The organism is Aquitalea sp. LB_tupeE (assembly GCF_013391415.1).
Taxonomy (GTDB): Bacteria; Pseudomonadota; Gammaproteobacteria; order Burkholderiales; family Chromobacteriaceae; genus Aquitalea.
Genome location: NZ_JACAXB010000013.1, coordinates 283,728 through 297,768, shown reverse-complemented (window position 1 = coordinate 297,768; position 14,041 = coordinate 283,728). Strand labels below are relative to the sequence as shown.

General features: G+C 60.9%; 13 protein-coding genes. 6 read left to right on the top strand and 7 right to left on the bottom strand.

From position 1 onward, the window contains the following. Positions 1 to 146 precede the first annotated feature (146 nt). The 5 genes from zwf (at position 147) to pgi (ending at position 5,902) form a co-directional block, all read left to right on the top strand. Positions 147 to 1,625 carry a glucose-6-phosphate dehydrogenase gene (zwf, locus tag HWX34_RS06745; protein ID WP_045846534.1) on the top strand — a complete coding sequence of 493 codons (1,479 nt, stop codon included), beginning with the start codon at positions 147 to 149 and terminating at the stop codon, positions 1,623 to 1,625. A gap of 131 nt (positions 1,626 to 1,756) precedes the next feature. After that, positions 1,757 to 2,434 carry a 6-phosphogluconolactonase gene (gene pgl, locus HWX34_RS06740; RefSeq protein WP_218645076.1) on the top strand — a complete coding sequence of 226 codons (678 nt, stop codon included), beginning with the start codon at positions 1,757 to 1,759 and terminating at the stop codon, positions 2,432 to 2,434. Then, a complete protein-coding gene (locus HWX34_RS06735) occupies positions 2,415 to 3,392 on the top strand; it encodes a glucokinase (protein WP_178971511.1) in 978 nt (325 codons plus the stop codon). The genes pgl and HWX34_RS06735 overlap by 20 nt, the downstream gene beginning before the upstream one ends. Positions 3,393 to 3,395: 3 nt before the next feature. Continuing rightward, entirely contained in the window at positions 3,396 to 4,247 is an 852-nt protein-coding gene (hexR, locus tag HWX34_RS06730; protein WP_178971510.1) for a transcriptional regulator HexR, read from the top strand. 5 nt (positions 4,248 to 4,252) lie between these two features. Continuing rightward, on the top strand, positions 4,253 to 5,902 hold the full coding sequence (gene pgi, locus HWX34_RS06725) for a glucose-6-phosphate isomerase (protein WP_131356476.1): 1,650 nt from the start codon (positions 4,253 to 4,255) through the stop codon (positions 5,900 to 5,902). A 93-nt stretch (positions 5,903 to 5,995) separates the two neighbouring features. Here pgi and HWX34_RS06720 read toward each other — a convergent pair whose 3' ends face one another. The 3 genes from HWX34_RS06720 to HWX34_RS06710 all read right to left on the bottom strand — a co-directional run bounded on the left by HWX34_RS06720 (position 5,996) and on the right by HWX34_RS06710 (position 7,909). Next, positions 5,996 to 6,745 (bottom strand): outer membrane protein OmpK, encoded by a 750-nt coding sequence (locus HWX34_RS06720; protein ID WP_178971509.1) that lies wholly within the window; start codon positions 6,743 to 6,745, stop codon positions 5,996 to 5,998. Between the two features lie 178 nt (positions 6,746 to 6,923). Next, a complete protein-coding gene (locus HWX34_RS06715; RefSeq protein ID WP_178971508.1) occupies positions 6,924 to 7,259 on the bottom strand; it encodes an MGMT family protein in 336 nt (111 codons plus the stop codon). Next, positions 7,259 to 7,909 carry an MBL fold metallo-hydrolase gene (locus HWX34_RS06710; protein ID WP_304506133.1) on the bottom strand — a complete coding sequence of 217 codons (651 nt, stop codon included), beginning with the start codon at positions 7,907 to 7,909 and terminating at the stop codon, positions 7,259 to 7,261. The genes HWX34_RS06715 and HWX34_RS06710 overlap by 1 nt, the downstream gene beginning before the upstream one ends. Positions 7,910 to 8,032: 123 nt before the next feature. Between HWX34_RS06710 and HWX34_RS06705 the strand changes: the two genes are divergently transcribed. After that, positions 8,033 to 8,854, top strand: a complete 822-nt coding sequence (locus tag HWX34_RS06705; protein WP_178971507.1) for an SAM-dependent methyltransferase — start codon at positions 8,033 to 8,035, stop codon at positions 8,852 to 8,854. On the opposite strand, the gene HWX34_RS06700 is transcribed toward HWX34_RS06705, so the two are convergent. The 4 genes from HWX34_RS06700 to HWX34_RS06685 all read right to left on the bottom strand — a co-directional run bounded on the left by HWX34_RS06700 (position 8,848) and on the right by HWX34_RS06685 (position 14,034). After that, on the bottom strand, positions 8,848 to 9,174 hold the full coding sequence (locus HWX34_RS06700; protein WP_178971506.1) for a GIY-YIG nuclease family protein: 327 nt from the start codon (positions 9,172 to 9,174) through the stop codon (positions 8,848 to 8,850). The genes HWX34_RS06705 and HWX34_RS06700 overlap by 7 nt on opposite strands. After that, complete coding sequence (locus tag HWX34_RS06695) at positions 9,161 to 10,747, bottom strand: TerC family protein (protein ID WP_178971505.1); 1,587 nt, start codon at positions 10,745 to 10,747, stop codon at positions 9,161 to 9,163. The genes HWX34_RS06700 and HWX34_RS06695 overlap by 14 nt, the downstream gene beginning before the upstream one ends. Before the next feature lie 120 nt (positions 10,748 to 10,867). Beyond that, complete coding sequence (ccsB, locus tag HWX34_RS06690; RefSeq protein ID WP_045846524.1) at positions 10,868 to 12,010, bottom strand: c-type cytochrome biogenesis protein CcsB; 1,143 nt, start codon at positions 12,008 to 12,010, stop codon at positions 10,868 to 10,870. Next, positions 12,010 to 14,034 carry a cytochrome c biogenesis protein ResB gene (locus HWX34_RS06685; protein ID WP_178971504.1) on the bottom strand — a complete coding sequence of 675 codons (2,025 nt, stop codon included), beginning with the start codon at positions 14,032 to 14,034 and terminating at the stop codon, positions 12,010 to 12,012. Before HWX34_RS06685 ends, ccsB begins: the two co-directional genes overlap by 1 nt. Between the last annotated feature and the right edge of the window lie 7 nt (positions 14,035 to 14,041).

Below are 14,041 nucleotides of genomic sequence, written 5' to 3'. Positions count from 1 at the left end.
AAAGTCGCTCCAGTAAAGGATTGTGTCGTTTTATGCCCGATTGGACAGGTGTTGCTTTCTGCGGATTGTCCCGGCAACACGCATGGACATGGCAAAATCGGGTGGTAATATAACTACATTGCAAATGCACAAGACGGAAGATCACTATGGATAACCGTAGCACGCCCACCCCGGCCTTCGATATGGTGCTGTTCGGTGGTACTGGCGACCTGGTAATGCGCAAGCTGTTGCCGTCGCTGTATCAGGCCCATGCCGCCAGCCTGCTCAACCAGCAAGGCCGCTTGCTGGCGCTGGGTCGCAAGGCGATGAGCCGCGACGACTACCTGGCGCTGGTGGAAAAAAACGCACGCCAGCATATCAAGGAACACTTCGATGCGGCGGCCTGGGAATCCTTCCGTGCACGTATCGACTACTTGCAAGTGGATGCCGGTGAAGCTGCGCATTATCCGGCACTGGCCGAAGCCGTGGGCCAGCATCCGGAACGGGTGGTGGTCTGTTACCTGGCCACTGCGCCCAATCTGTTTGCCGGCATTTGCGAAAACCTGGCTGCGGTGGGACTTAACCGCCCCAATGTGCGCGTGGTGCTGGAAAAGCCGCTGGGTATCGACCTGGATTCGTCCAACGAAATCAACGACGCCGTGGCCCACTTCTTCAAGGAAGACCAGCTATACCGGATCGACCACTATCTGGGCAAGGAGTCGGTACAGAACCTGATGGCCATCCGCTTTGCCAATGCGCTGTTCGAACCGCTGTGGCGTCGCGAGTGGATTCACGATGTACAGATCACCATTTCCGAAGACCTGGGTGTCGGCACCCGTGGTGACTTCTACGATGGCACCGGCGCGCTGCGCGACATGGTACAGAACCACCTGCTGCAACTGCTATGTATCGTCGCCATGGAGCCGCCGGCCAATATGGAAGCCGACGCGGTGCGGGACGAAAAACTCAAGGTGCTGAAGGCATTGCGCCCGTTCAGCGAGCAGGATGTGGCCAACAAGACCGTACGCGGCCAGTACAAGGCCGGCGCGGTGGCCGGTCAGCCGGTAGTGGGTTATCTGCAAGAACAAGGCATTCCGGCCGACAGCCAGACCGAAACCTTTGTCGCCCTCAAGGCGGAAATCGACAACTGGCGCTGGGCCGGCGTGCCCTTCTTCCTGCGTACCGGCAAGCGCATGCAGGAGCGGCTGGCAGAAATCGTCATCAACTTCCGCGACGTTCCGCACCAGTTGTTCTCCGGCCCCTTGAGCGGCAGCCACACCGCTAACCGGCTGGTGATCCAGCTGCAGCCGGAAGAGAGCATCCGCCTGTACTTCCTGGCCAAGGAGCCGGGCGACACCATGCGCCTGCAACCGGCCTATCTGGACCTGGACTTCTACAAGGCCTTCAAGGTGCGCCGTGCCGATGCCTACGAGCGCCTGCTGCTGGACGTGATCCGCGGCAAGCTGGCCTTGTTCATGCGCCGTGACGAGCTGGTGGAAGCCTGGCGCTGGGTGATGCCCATCATGGAATGCTGGCAGAACAGCAGCAACACCCCGCCCAAGCAATACACCGCAGGCACCTGGGGCCCGGCGGCGTCCAGCGCCCTGCTCAGCCGCGACGGTATCAGCTGGCACGAAGAAAGCTGACCGACTGACCTGCCCGGGCTGCCACACTGGCGCGCCCGGGCAGGACAATTCATAACAAGCCGGCCAGCAAGAGCGGCAATCACCCGGTGTCATGGATATCAGGGGCCGGGTGCAAGGTGAGGATGACATGCATGCAATGGTTTGAATTTCCCGATGCACCGGCCAGCGCCGCCGCCCTGGCCGCTACCGTGGCACAACGCTTGTCGGCCGCTCTGGCGCGCGATGACCGCGCCGTGCTGGCTGTTTCCGGTGGCAAGTCGCCGGTTCCCTTCTTTCACGCGCTGCGTAGTCAGCCGCTGGACTGGTCGCGGGTGGACATCACCCTGGTGGACGAACGCTTCGTTCCGGCAGACCACCCGGACAGCAATGCCGCGCTGGTACGCGAGCATCTGTTGCAGGATGCCGCCGCTGCTGCCCGTTTCCTGCCGCTGGTGGGCGCTGCCCGTGATGACGTCGCCGAACTGGCTGCCGCCAACGCCGCCTACCAACAACCGACTGTTGCCGTATTGGGCATGGGTGAGGACGGCCATACTGCGTCCTTGTTCCCCGGTGCTGCCGCCCTGGCGGATGGATTGGACATGAGCCGTACCCTGCCCTTGCTCGCCGTGCAGCCGCTCACTGCGCCGCACCTGCGCTTTAGCATGAGCAAGGCTGCCTTGCTGGCATGCGACAGCCTCATCCTGTCGATTCAGGGGGCGGGCAAGCGCCAGGTGTTCGATCAGGCTGTGCAAGGCATCAACGACAGCCTGCCCATCAGCCATTTCCTGTTGCAGACGGAGTGCCCCATCGATGTCTACTGGACTGCCTAATACCTGGCCGCGGCTGCTGGCCGACATCGGCGGCACCAACGCCCGTTTTGCCCTGGAAACCGCGCCCGGCGTGCTGGAGGACATCAGCGTCCTGCCCTGTGCCAGCCATCCCACGCTGGAAGCAGCCATGCGCAGCTATCTGGCCGAGGTGGGTACCCGCGCAGTGGCCCATGCGGCTATCGGCATTGCCAACCCGGTGACGGGGGACTGGGTGCAGATGACCAATCACCACTGGGCGTTTTCCATCGAAGCCACCCGGCAGGCGCTGGAGCTGACTTCGCTCATCGTCATCAACGATTTCACCGCTCTCGCGCTGTCGTTGCCACACTTGCCACGTCAGGAACTGGTACAGGTGGGTGGCGGCGCAGCGGTCAGTGGCAGCCCGCTGGCGCTGATTGGCCCCGGCACCGGCCTGGGTGTGTCAGCCCTGCTGCCTTATCCCGGCGGGGTGATGCCCTTGGCCGGTGAAGGTGGCCACGTCAGCTTTGCCCCGTTCGACGAGCGCGAGGCCGCCATCTGGCGCTATGCGCGCGATCGCCATGGCCATGTCTCGGCCGAGCGCCTGCTGTCCGGCCCCGGCCTGGTACTGATTTACCATGCGCTGGCGGCACTGGCCGGTGAAGCGGAGCAGGACCTGTCCGCTGCCGACATCACCGCCCGTGGCTTGTCCGGCGACTGTCCGCGCTGCCGTGAAACGCTGGACGCCTTCTGCGCCATGCTGGGTACGGCGGCGGCCAATCTGGCGCTGACGCTCGGCGCCCGTGGCGGGGTATACCTTGGCGGTGGTATCGTTCCACGTTTGATCGACTACTTCAAAACGTCGCCATTCCGCCCACGCTTCGAGGACAAGGGCCGTTTTTCCGCTTATCTGGCGGGAATTCCGGTATTTGTCATCAACAGCCGTTACCCTGCGCTGATCGGCGCGTCGGCAGCGCTGGCGGCGCACCTGGAGCACTGACCCATGCTGGAAAGAATCAAGTCTCAGCTAGAAGCCCTGTCTTCGGCCGAACGCAAGGTGGCCGAACTGGTGCTGGAGCAGCCCTACACCATGATGCAGGCCGCCGTGGCGGACATCGCCCGCAATGCCGGCGTCAGCCAGCCCACGGTGATTCGCTTCTGCCGCTCCATGGGCTGCTCGGGCCTGCCCGATTTCAAGCTGAAACTGGCCGGCAGCCTGGTTACCGGCGTGCCTTATGTGCACTCCAGCGTCCGCCCGGAAGACCCGACTTCGGAAATCGTGGCCAAGGTGTTCGACAACACCGTCACTGCGCTGCTCAAGAGCCGTAACGACGTCAACCCGCAGGCCATCGAAGCGGCCATCGAGGCCATTTCCCGCGCCCGGCGGGTGGAGTTTTACGGTCTGGGCAACTCCGGCATTACCGCTGCCGATGCCCAGCACAAGTTCTTCCGCTTCGGCATTTCCACCGTGGCCTATGCCGATACCCACATCCAGATGATGGCGGCCTCGGTACTGGGGCCGGACGACGTGCTGGTGGCCATTTCCAGCTCCGGCCGCTCGCGCGAGCTGCTGGATGCGGTGGAAGAAGCCACCGCTTCCGGAGCCATCGTGGTGGCCATCACCGCCAGTGGTTCTCCGCTGGCACGCGCCGCCACCATTGCGCTGATGGCGGACACCCAGGAAGACAATGAAACCTACAGCCCGATGATTTCCCGCATCATCCACCTGGTGCTCATCGACGTGCTGGCCGTGGGCGTGGCCTTGCGCCGTGGCCCCGGCGTGATCGGACAACTAGAAAAAACCAAGCACAGTCTCAAAGCAAAGAGACTGGCCGAACGGACAGAAGAGGATTAATCATCATGAGCGAACTGACCCAACTTCCCGCCTGGCAAACCCTGTGGGACCACTTTGCCGATGCCAAGCAGCTGCACATGCGCGAGCTGTTCCAAAACGACCCGGAGCGGGCCGAGCGTTATGGCCTGGAAGTGGGGGGCCTGTTCCTCGATTACTCCAAGAACCGCATTACCGATGAAACCCTGAAGGGCCTGATGCAGCTGGCGCGCGAAGCCGGGCTGCCGGAACGCATCAAGGCCATGTTCAAGGGGGAAAAAATCAACAGCACGGAAAACCGCGCCGTGCTGCACGTTGCCCTGCGTAACCGTACCAATTCGCCCATTTTCGTGGATGGCGAAGACGTGATGCCCAAGGTGAACTCCGTGCTGGAACGCATGGGCAAGTTTGCCCACGCCGTGCGCTCCGGCGAGTGGCTGGGTTATACCAACCAGCCCATCACCGACATCGTCAACATCGGCATTGGCGGCTCGGACCTGGGCCCGCTGATGGTGTGCAGTGCGCTGCGTCCGTTTGGCCATCCGCGCATGAACATGCATTTTGTGTCCAATGTGGACGGTGCCCAGCTGAAGGAAACCCTGAAAAAAGTGCACTCGGAAACCACCCTGTTCGTGGTGGAATCCAAAACCTTCACCACCCAGGAAACCCTGACCAATGCGCTGACCGCGCGTGACTGGTTCCTGCAGCGTGCGCGGGACGAAAAAGCGGTGGCCAAGCACTTTGTCGCCGTGTCCACCAACCAGAAAGCCGTGGCGGATTTTGGCATCGACCCGTCCAATATGTTCGAATTCTGGGACTGGGTTGGTGGCCGCTACAGCCTGTGGTCGGCCATTGGCCTGCCCATCATGTTGTATCTGGGCGAGGAAAACTTTACCGAGCTGCTGAACGGCGCGCACATCATGGACCAGCATTTCCGCAATGCACCGTTCGAGCAGAACATGCCGGTGCTGCTGGCCATGATAGGCATCTGGTACATCAACTACTTTGGTGGCGGCAGCCATGTGATTGCGCCGTACGACCAGTACCTGCATCGCCTGCCGGCCTTCATCCAGCAACTGGACATGGAGTCCAACGGCAAGCAGACCCAGCTCAACGGCAACCCGGTCAACTTTGAAACCGCGCCCATCATCTGGGGCGAAACCGGCATCAACGGCCAGCATGCCTTCTTCCAGCTTTTGCATCAGGGCACGCATATTTCGCCGATCGACCTGATCGCCTCGCTGGAAAGTCGTGGCAGCCTGCCCGGTCACCATGAAATCCTGCTGGCCAACGTGTTTGCCCAGGCCGAGGCCTTCATGCGCGGCAAGACCGCCGAGGAAGTACGGGAAGAGCTGGCCGCGCAAGGCATGAAGGGCGATGCGCTGGAAGCACTGGTGCCGCACAAGGTGTTTGCCGGCAACCGTCCCACCAATACCTTGCTGATGAGCTTCCTCGACCCGCGCAACCTGGGTTCGCTGATTGCGCTGTATGAGCACAAGATCTTCGTGCAGGGTGTGATCTGGGGCATCAACAGCTTCGACCAGTGGGGGGTGGAACTGGGCAAGCAACTGGCCAAGACCATTCACGCCGAACTCACCGGCAAGCTGAAAACGGCCGAGCACGACAGCTCCACCCGCCGCCTGATCCAGCTGTACCGTCAGGCCAACAAGAGTAAGTAAGCGTGCTGCCTGAATCACGGGCAGTCGCTAAAGAAAAACGCCTCCCTTGCGGAGGCGTTTTGCATGATACGGGCCGTCGGGATCGACAGTTGATCAGAAATTGTACTTGGCGCTGTAGATCACCGCGTTCTGGTACTCGGACGAGCCCAGCTTCTGGTCGGCATAGCGGTATTGCACGCCGGTGGTGAAGTGCTTGTTCACATTCCACCACAGCGCAATGGCACCGTTTTCGCCGGTATTGTGCTTGTAGTTGGCTACGAATTCTTGCTTGCGGGCGAATTCGGTTTCATGCCACTGGGTCACCAGGAAGGACTGACCGAAGGCATTGAACGGGTAGAGCAGCACATAGCCGGCCATCCAGCCGTTGTAGCCGGAACCGATGCCGAAGGAGTCCAGCTCGTTGTGGGCGCCAATGAACGGCTTGATGGTCAGGTTGCCGTACTTCAGCTCGGTGCTCAGGCCCAGCACGCGGTTCTGGCTGAAGAAGTTGTTGCCACGGGTGTCGTAAACGTGTGCGTACAGCTGTACCGGTACGTTGCCGACCTGGGTCAGGTTGAAGCGGCCAATGGCCTTGGTGGTGTAGCGGCGGTCGTAGCCGTTCAGGCCGTCGCCACTCTTGCCCGGGTTTTCCAGATCGAAGAAGCCGTAGACATCACCCCAGTTGCCACCCATGCCACCTTCGGCTTCCAGGTAGCCGAAATCTTTCTTGCCGCTTTGCTCGGTGGTGCGGGAAGACCAGTCGAGGTAGTTGGCACTGACGTTGGCAAAAGACCAGTTGTCGGCATGCGCCAGGGTGGAGCCGCTGATCAGAGACAGGGCCAGCAGCAGTTTGCGAGCTTTCATTTTTTCCGCCTAAGTGAACTTTTTTTATGTAAAACCCGCAGGGCAAACCATACGGGGGCGCGCAGGGTAGCGCACAAGTCTCTACATTGAAAAGTTTCAGTTCAAGCGACGTAACATTTCAGCAACATTATGAAAACGGGCTGTAGCGCTGTTGGACAATATGCAGCAAATGTTGCCATCAGCGGACATTGGCGGGCAAGTAGGCAGTATCCGGCCAGCCATAACGCAACAGGCTGATGCTGCCGCTGGCAGAAAATTCGACGCCCTCTTGTTGCAGTAATACCCGCTGCCAGTCGGCTTGCTCGCTGCCGGGGCGGGACAGACGGCCAGCACTGTTCACTACCCGGTGCCAGGGCATGCCGTGGCCATCCGGCAGGCTGCCCAGCAATTTGCCGACATGACGGGCGTGGCGTGGAAAGCCAGCCGCCGCCGCCAGCACGCCGTAGCTGCTGACCCGGCCGGGCGGTATCTGCCGCACCAGCGCCAGCACCGCCAGTTCGAAGGCAGGAGACATCAGCGGAAGCGGGCGTCCGCCACGAAGGGATTGTGGCGTTTTTCGTCACCAATGGTGGTGAGCGAACCGTGGCCGGGAATCACCACGGTATCGTCCGGCAACAGGAACAGCTTTTGCTGGATGGCATCGATCAGCTGCTGGTGATTGCCCATAGGAAAGTCGGTGCGGCCGATGGAACCCTGGAACAGCACGTCACCGGCCACCAGCACACCGGCGGCGGCGCTGTAGAACACCACATGGCCGGGCGTGTGGCCGGGGCAGTGGATCACCTGCAGCGCTTCCTGGCCGATGCTGACCGTATCTCCCTCGTTCAGCCAGCGTTCCGGGGTGAGGGCCGGGCTGGATGGAAAACCGAACATGCGGCCCTGATTCGGCAGCTGGTCCAGCCAGAAGCTTTCGCTCTGTTCCGGGCCTTCAATCTGCACACCCAGCTGGGCGGCCAGTTCACCGGCCCCACCGGCGTGGTCGATATGGCCGTGGGTCAGCAGCAGCTTGGTGACGGTGAGTCCTTGTTGCGCGACCCAGGCGCGGATGCGGTCGATATCGCCACCAGCGTCGACGATGGCGGCTTCACGCGTGACATCGCACCACAGCACGCTGCAGTTCTGGGCAAAGGGGGTAACCGGAATCAGGTGATACTGCAGGGACATGGCGGTGCTCGGTGCAATTGGGATAGCAAATTGTGGCATGGCAGGCCGCTGCGGCCAAGCTTGTCGGGGCGGGGCGGCTGAAACTGGTAAAATCGCGCCATTCCCGCTTTACCGGAGGCCAAGATGAGCCTGATTCCCGAAATCAAACCGCAGCAGTCGCTGGAGTTGCTCAAAGAACTGCATATCCTTACCCGCGACGGCAAGATCAACCAGGACACCCGCCGCAAGCTCAAGCAGGTATATCACCTGTACCAGTTCATCGAACCCTTGATGCAGGACGTGCTGCAAAGCAAGGGTGACGTTACGCTGGCCGACCACGGCGCGGGCAAGTCCTATCTGGGCTTCATCCTGTACGACCTTTTTCTCAAGGACAAGGAGGCCGGTCGGGTATTCGGCATCGAAACCCGGCCCGAACTGGTCAGCCGCTCGGAAGAGCTGGCCGCACGCCTGGGTTTTGACCGCATGGGTTTTCTCAACCTGACGGTGGAGCAGTCCATCACCTCCGAGCAGTTGCCGGCCCAGGTGGACATCATTACCGCGCTGCATGCCTGCAACACCGCCACCGACGACGCCATCCGCTTTGCGCTGGCCAAGGACGCCAAGTACATCGTGCTGGTGCCATGCTGCCAGGCCGAGGTGGCCGCCGTATTGCGCCAGAAAAAGAACGAGACCTTCGGCAAGACGCCGCTATCCGAGCTGTGGCGCCATCCCATCCATACCCGTGAGTTTGGCAGCCAACTGACCAATGTGCTGCGTTGCCTGCAACTGGAAGCGCGTGGCTACCAGCTGACAGTGACCGAGCTGGTGGGCTGGGAGCATTCGATGAAGAACGAGCTGATCATTGCCAAGAAAACCGGCAAGGGCAAACAGAGTGCGCGTGAGCGGCAGGAAGCCATTCTGCACGAGCTGAATCTGGAAGACCTGCGCGAACGCTTTGTCTACTGAGCGGGCTCTGGCGGGGCGATACGTGCCGCCAGCCAGTCGCTCAGATCGCCGCCGGCCACCAGCTGGCGTTTGGCGGCGGCCGACAAGCGCTTGAAGGCGTATTCGGCTTTCAGCGCCTGTGACTTGTCGGCAAAAGGGTGAACCAGCGCAATGCGCTGTGGCGGGTTGAGCCGGGTATAACGCGCACCTTTACCGGCCAGATGCGCGGCATAGCGCCGCGCCACGTTATTGCTGATGCCGGTATACAGCGCACCGTCACGGCATTCCAGCACGTACAGCTGCCACTGGCCGGTGGGGCTGCTGGCCTCAGCCTTGCTCATCGTCCAGCTTGGGCAGCGGGCGGATGCTCACCCGCTCGGTGCGGTTGCCCTTTTGCTCGGTCACCACGATTTCCCAGCCGGATTCACGAATACTGTCGCCCTGGCGCGGAATGCGCTCCAGCCGGTGCATCAGCAGGCCGGCCACGGTGTGGAAGTCTTCCTCTTCGTAATCCCCCAGATTGATGTATTGCTCCAGGGTCACCAGTTCGGTGCTGCCTTCCACATCCAGACTGCCATCCTCGCCCTGTACCAGCGCTGGTTGCTCATGGCGTTCATGTTCTTCCGGGAAGTCTCCGGCAATGGCTTCCATCAGGTCCTTCTGGGTGACAATGCCTTCCAGGCTGCCAAACTCGTTCACCACAAAGGCCATGTCGGCCGCCTGCTGGCGGAAGGCTTCCATGGCTTTCAGTACCGTCATCCCTTCCGGCAGCACCAGCGGCTGGCGCAGCGCGGCCATCACGTCCAGTGTCTGGCCGTCCAGCAACTGGGCCAGCAAGTCCTTGCGTGCCACAATGCCCAGCGGTTCGTCGATACGGCCAGCCCCCACCACCAGCAGGCGGGAGTAGGGGCTGTCACGCAGCACCTTGCGCTGCTGCTCGGCATCCTGGCTGATGTCCAGGCGGTGAATGTCGGAACGCGGCGTGGCAATCACCCGGATCGGCCGTTCCGCCAGGGTCAGCACACTGTGGATCATCGCCCGTTCATTGTGGGCAAAGGCTTCTTCGGCGTCCTCGTGCGGGCCTTCTTCGTGTTCCTGTTCGTGATGGCCGCCATGTTGCAGCGGGGCGTTGCCCAACAGGCGCAGCACGGTGTCGGCGGTGCGGGAGCGGAAGCTGTTGCGGCTATTGAGAAAACGCTGACGGTTGACGTTGGCAATCTGGTTGAATACTTCGATCAGTACCGAGAAGCCGATGGCAGCGTACAGATAGCCCTTGGGAATATGGAAACCGAAGCCATCGGCAATCAGGCTGAAGCCTATCATCAGCAAAAAGCCCAGGCACAGCATCACCACGGTGGGGTGAGCGTTGACGAAGCGGGTGAGTGGCTTGCTGGCCATGATCATCATGCTCATGGCAATCACCACCGCCAGCATCATGATGCCCAGGTGTTCGGCCATGCCGATGGCGGTGACCACCGAGTCGATGGAGAACACCGCATCCAGCACCAGAATCTGCACCACCACGGTGGCAAAGGCAGCATAAGCCTTCTGGCCATTGCCTTCACTGTGCTCCACCCCTTCCAGCCGCTCGTGCAGCTCCATGGTGGCCTTGAACAGCAGGAACAGGCCGCCGCCCAGCATGATGAGGTCGCGGCCGGAAAAGCTCTGACCCAGTACCGAAAACAGGGGGGCGGTGAGTTTTACCAGCCAGCTGATGCCCGCCAGCATGAACAGACGCATGATCAGCGCCAGCGACAGGCCCAGCACACGGGCGCGGTCGCGCTGATGGGGTGGGAGTTTTTCGGCCAGGATGGCCACGAAAATCAGGTTGTCGACGCCGAGCACCACCTCCAGCACGATCAGGGTGAGGAGGCCAAGCAGGGCATAAGGGTCAGACAGCCAGGATAAATCCATGATGTAAAAACAGGGTCCTTGAAAAGAAACAGTCAACACAATAACAAACCACGGCCTTCTTGTCCGTGGTGCAGGCAAAGCAAAGCCCCGGCAGTGCTGCAGGCCGGGGCTGGAGGAGGGTTACAGGCCGCCGTAAGAGTGCAGGCCGGTCAGATACATGTTCACCCCGAGGAAGGCAAAGGTGGTGACCAAGAGGCCGATCACCGCCCACCAGGCCAGCGGCTTGCCGCGCCAGCCCTTCACCAGCCGGATATGCAGCCAGGCGGCGTAGTTCAGCCACACGATCAGCGCCCAGGTTTCCTTCGGGTCCCAGCTCCAGTAGCCACCCCAGGCATCGGCCGCCCACATGGCACCCAGAATGGTGGCGATGGTAAAGAACAGAAAGCCGATGGAAATGGCCTTGTACATCATTTCGTCCAGCACTTCCGCGCTGGGCAGACGGTCTTTCAGCACGCCCTTGAGCACCAGCAATTCGGCCACACCCAGCATGGCCGACATGGCAAACGCACCATAGCCGACAAAGTTTGCAGGAACATGAATCTTCATCCACCACGACTGCAAGGCCGGGATCAGCGGCTGGATTTCATGCGCCTGACGGTCGAAGCTGTACCACAGGATGAAGCCGACCGCAGCGGAGATGACCAGCAGCACGAAGGCACCGGCCTGGCGGGTGGCAAAGCGGGCTTCGTAGTACAGGTACATCAGCGCAGTGATCAGGGTGAACAGGATGAAGACTTCGTACAGGTTGGATACCGGGATGTGGCCGACATCGCTGCCAATCAGGTAGCTTTCGTACCAGCGCACGAACAGGCCGGCAGCCCCCATGACGGCTGCTGCCCAGGTCAGGCCGCTGCCCATGCGGGAGAGCATGGCCGAGCGGGTGAGCAGGCCCGCCCAGTACACCAGGGTGGCCAGGAAGAACAGGGTGCACATCCACATGATTGCGGACTGGCTGGACAACAGGAACTTCAGCCAGAATGCGCTCTGGCCGCGTGCCAGCTCGCCGTGGTACAGGCTGATGCCCAGCAGCGCCACCGTGGCTGACAAGGGGAAAAACCAGCGCCAGGACTTCCAGAACCAGCCCAGTGCCACCAGCCCGACAGCCGAGCCGGCCAGAATGGCTTGCTCGTAACCATCCATATAGGGGTTGTACAGACGCCAAGCCTGCACTGCAGCGACCACAAGCAGCACGGCATACAGCCAGTCAGCCAGTTTCAGCCGCTTGTACAGCGGCTGCGCGACAAAGGATTGTGCAAGTTCCATCACTTACCTCGTACTAACTGTTGAATTGCTTCACCATGACGGCGGAAATCTGCATCCAGGTCACGGTTGTGACGGTTGGAGCTCATGGCCAGCCGCACGCTGCCGGGCATGCAGCAGATCCACAGCCGGATTTCCCGAATATAGAACATCAGCACGATGCCGATCACCAGCATCAGCGAGCCAAGATACACCAGGTTCTTGCCGGGCGAGCGGGTCAGTTGCAGGCCGGAGGCCTGTACCTGGTTGAAGCCTTGCAGTTGCAGGAATACCGGGGCGTTGTAATCGTGCAGTGCACTGATGCCCACCAGGCTGTCCAGCAGGAAGCGGTAGCGCTTGCCGTCCATGGTCACCGGCTTGAGGCCGGCCTTGGCATCGGCCACATCCATCACGTCCACCACCGCGCCTTGCAGGATTTTCACGTAAGTCTGTGCCACAGCCTGGCGTTTGTCCTGCGGGACTTTTTCGTCCAGGAACTGCTCCAGCGCCACAAAGCCACCCTGGGCAAAACGGCCCAGAATCCACTTCACGCTATTGGCAAACTGTTGCTGCATGGCCGGGCTGATGGCCGAACCCTGCATGGCCTTGGCCGTGGTGCGCTTGGCAATTTCGTCATACAAGGCCGGGTTCATGAATGTGGCGCGCAGGCGCATGAAGCTGTCCAGTGACAGTTGCTCGTCCAGCGGCAGGCGCAAGTACTGGAAGGGTTCCGACACCTTGCTGCGCACACCGGCCACCAGATAGCTGACGCCATCTTGCTGGATGGGGGCCATGTAATGATGGAATTCCATCGCCTGGCCCTGTTTGTCTCGCAGCTTGAAGGTGACGGACGGGCCGATGTTCTTCAGTTGCTTGTCGTGCTTTACCTCGCGGGCATCCTGCATGCGCTCGCTCAGGCTCTTGTCACTGGTATCGGCATTCTTGTTGCCCATGTTCTCGATGTTGAACACGCGCAGATCGCCAAACTCCAGGTTGTAATCCTTGCCATTGGCGCGCAGCGGCTGGGCGGCCATCGATACCCCGTTGATGGGTACCGGCTGCATTTGCGGCTGGTCCAGATTCCATGCCTTGAAGGTCAGCGGCGAGCCACCGTCGCCAAAGCTGGCCTGGTAGATGGCCACGCCATCCACGATCAGCGGGTGATTCACCTTCACCTGGGCTTCGGTCACCTTGCCGCTGGCCTTGTCGGTGACGGCAATGTCGCTGGCAAACAGCTTGGGCATGCCGTTGCTGTAGTAATCGACATAGAACTTCTTCAGCGTCACGGTAAAGGGAAGGTCCTGCACCAGATAGCCGTTGCCGGAGTTCAGGAACACCACATCGGCGCTTTTGCCCTCTGCCACTGTGACATTGCCGCGGAAGGACAGGTTGGAAGTGGACAAGCGGCTTTGGGGCGGAATCTGGCTTTGCGGAATATCACGGGTTTCCGGCACCACGCTGCCCACCATTTCCGCCAGTTTCAGCGGCAGGTTGCCATCCATCAGCCCGCCAATGCAGATGACGACCAGTGCAATATGGGCAAAAAAGTAACCCAGCTTGCTGGCAGCGCCCTTTTTGGCCGCCAGCACCAGGCTGCCGTCTGCACGCTGGTGTTCACGCCACCGCCAACCCTGGCCACGCAGGTAGGCACGCAGCGTTTCCGGGTCTGCTGCCGTGCCATCGAACACGACACTGTGTTTCATGGCCGCCAGGGAGTTGTCCGTGGCTTTCTCGCGGTAGGCCTTCATGTCCTTGATGAAGCCCGGACCGTTGCGCACGATGCACAAGGTGGTGGACAGCACCAGAAAAGCCAGGATGGTCAGGAACCAGCCGGAATGGTAAACATCGTACAGCCCCAGCTGCTCGAACACGGCAAACCAGTACTGGCCGAATTCAAAGGCATAGTTGGGGTAGGGCTCATTCTGCTTCAGTACGGTACCGATGATCGAGGCAATGGCCAGAATGGTCAGCAGACCAATGGCAAAGCGCATGGAACTGAACAGTTCGTACAGCTTGTATACAGCGGAGTGGCGGGAGTTTTTTGTCATCTTGGTG

Coding starts and splice junctions, on each gene's coding strand:
- zwf (WP_045846534.1), top strand. CDS start 147: ATGGATAACCGTAGCACGCCCACCCCGGCCTTCGATATGGTGCTGTTC.
- pgl (WP_218645076.1), top strand. CDS start 1,757: ATGCAATGGTTTGAATTTCCCGATGCACCGGCCAGCGCCGCCGCCCTG.
- HWX34_RS06735 (WP_178971511.1), top strand. CDS start 2,415: ATGTCTACTGGACTGCCTAATACCTGGCCGCGGCTGCTGGCCGACATC.
- hexR (WP_178971510.1), top strand. CDS start 3,396: ATGCTGGAAAGAATCAAGTCTCAGCTAGAAGCCCTGTCTTCGGCCGAA.
- pgi (WP_131356476.1), top strand. CDS start 4,253: ATGAGCGAACTGACCCAACTTCCCGCCTGGCAAACCCTGTGGGACCAC.
- HWX34_RS06720 (WP_178971509.1), bottom strand. CDS start 6,745: ATGAAAGCTCGCAAACTGCTGCTGGCCCTGTCTCTGATCAGCGGCTCC.
- HWX34_RS06715 (WP_178971508.1), bottom strand. CDS start 7,259: ATGTCTCCTGCCTTCGAACTGGCGGTGCTGGCGCTGGTGCGGCAGATA.
- HWX34_RS06710 (WP_304506133.1), bottom strand. CDS start 7,909: ATGTCCCTGCAGTATCACCTGATTCCGGTTACCCCCTTTGCCCAGAAC.
- HWX34_RS06705 (WP_178971507.1), top strand. CDS start 8,033: ATGAGCCTGATTCCCGAAATCAAACCGCAGCAGTCGCTGGAGTTGCTC.
- HWX34_RS06700 (WP_178971506.1), bottom strand. CDS start 9,174: ATGAGCAAGGCTGAGGCCAGCAGCCCCACCGGCCAGTGGCAGCTGTAC.
- HWX34_RS06695 (WP_178971505.1), bottom strand. CDS start 10,747: ATGGATTTATCCTGGCTGTCTGACCCTTATGCCCTGCTTGGCCTCCTC.
- ccsB (WP_045846524.1), bottom strand. CDS start 12,010: ATGGAACTTGCACAATCCTTTGTCGCGCAGCCGCTGTACAAGCGGCTG.
- HWX34_RS06685 (WP_178971504.1), bottom strand. CDS start 14,034: ATGACAAAAAACTCCCGCCACTCCGCTGTATACAAGCTGTACGAACTG.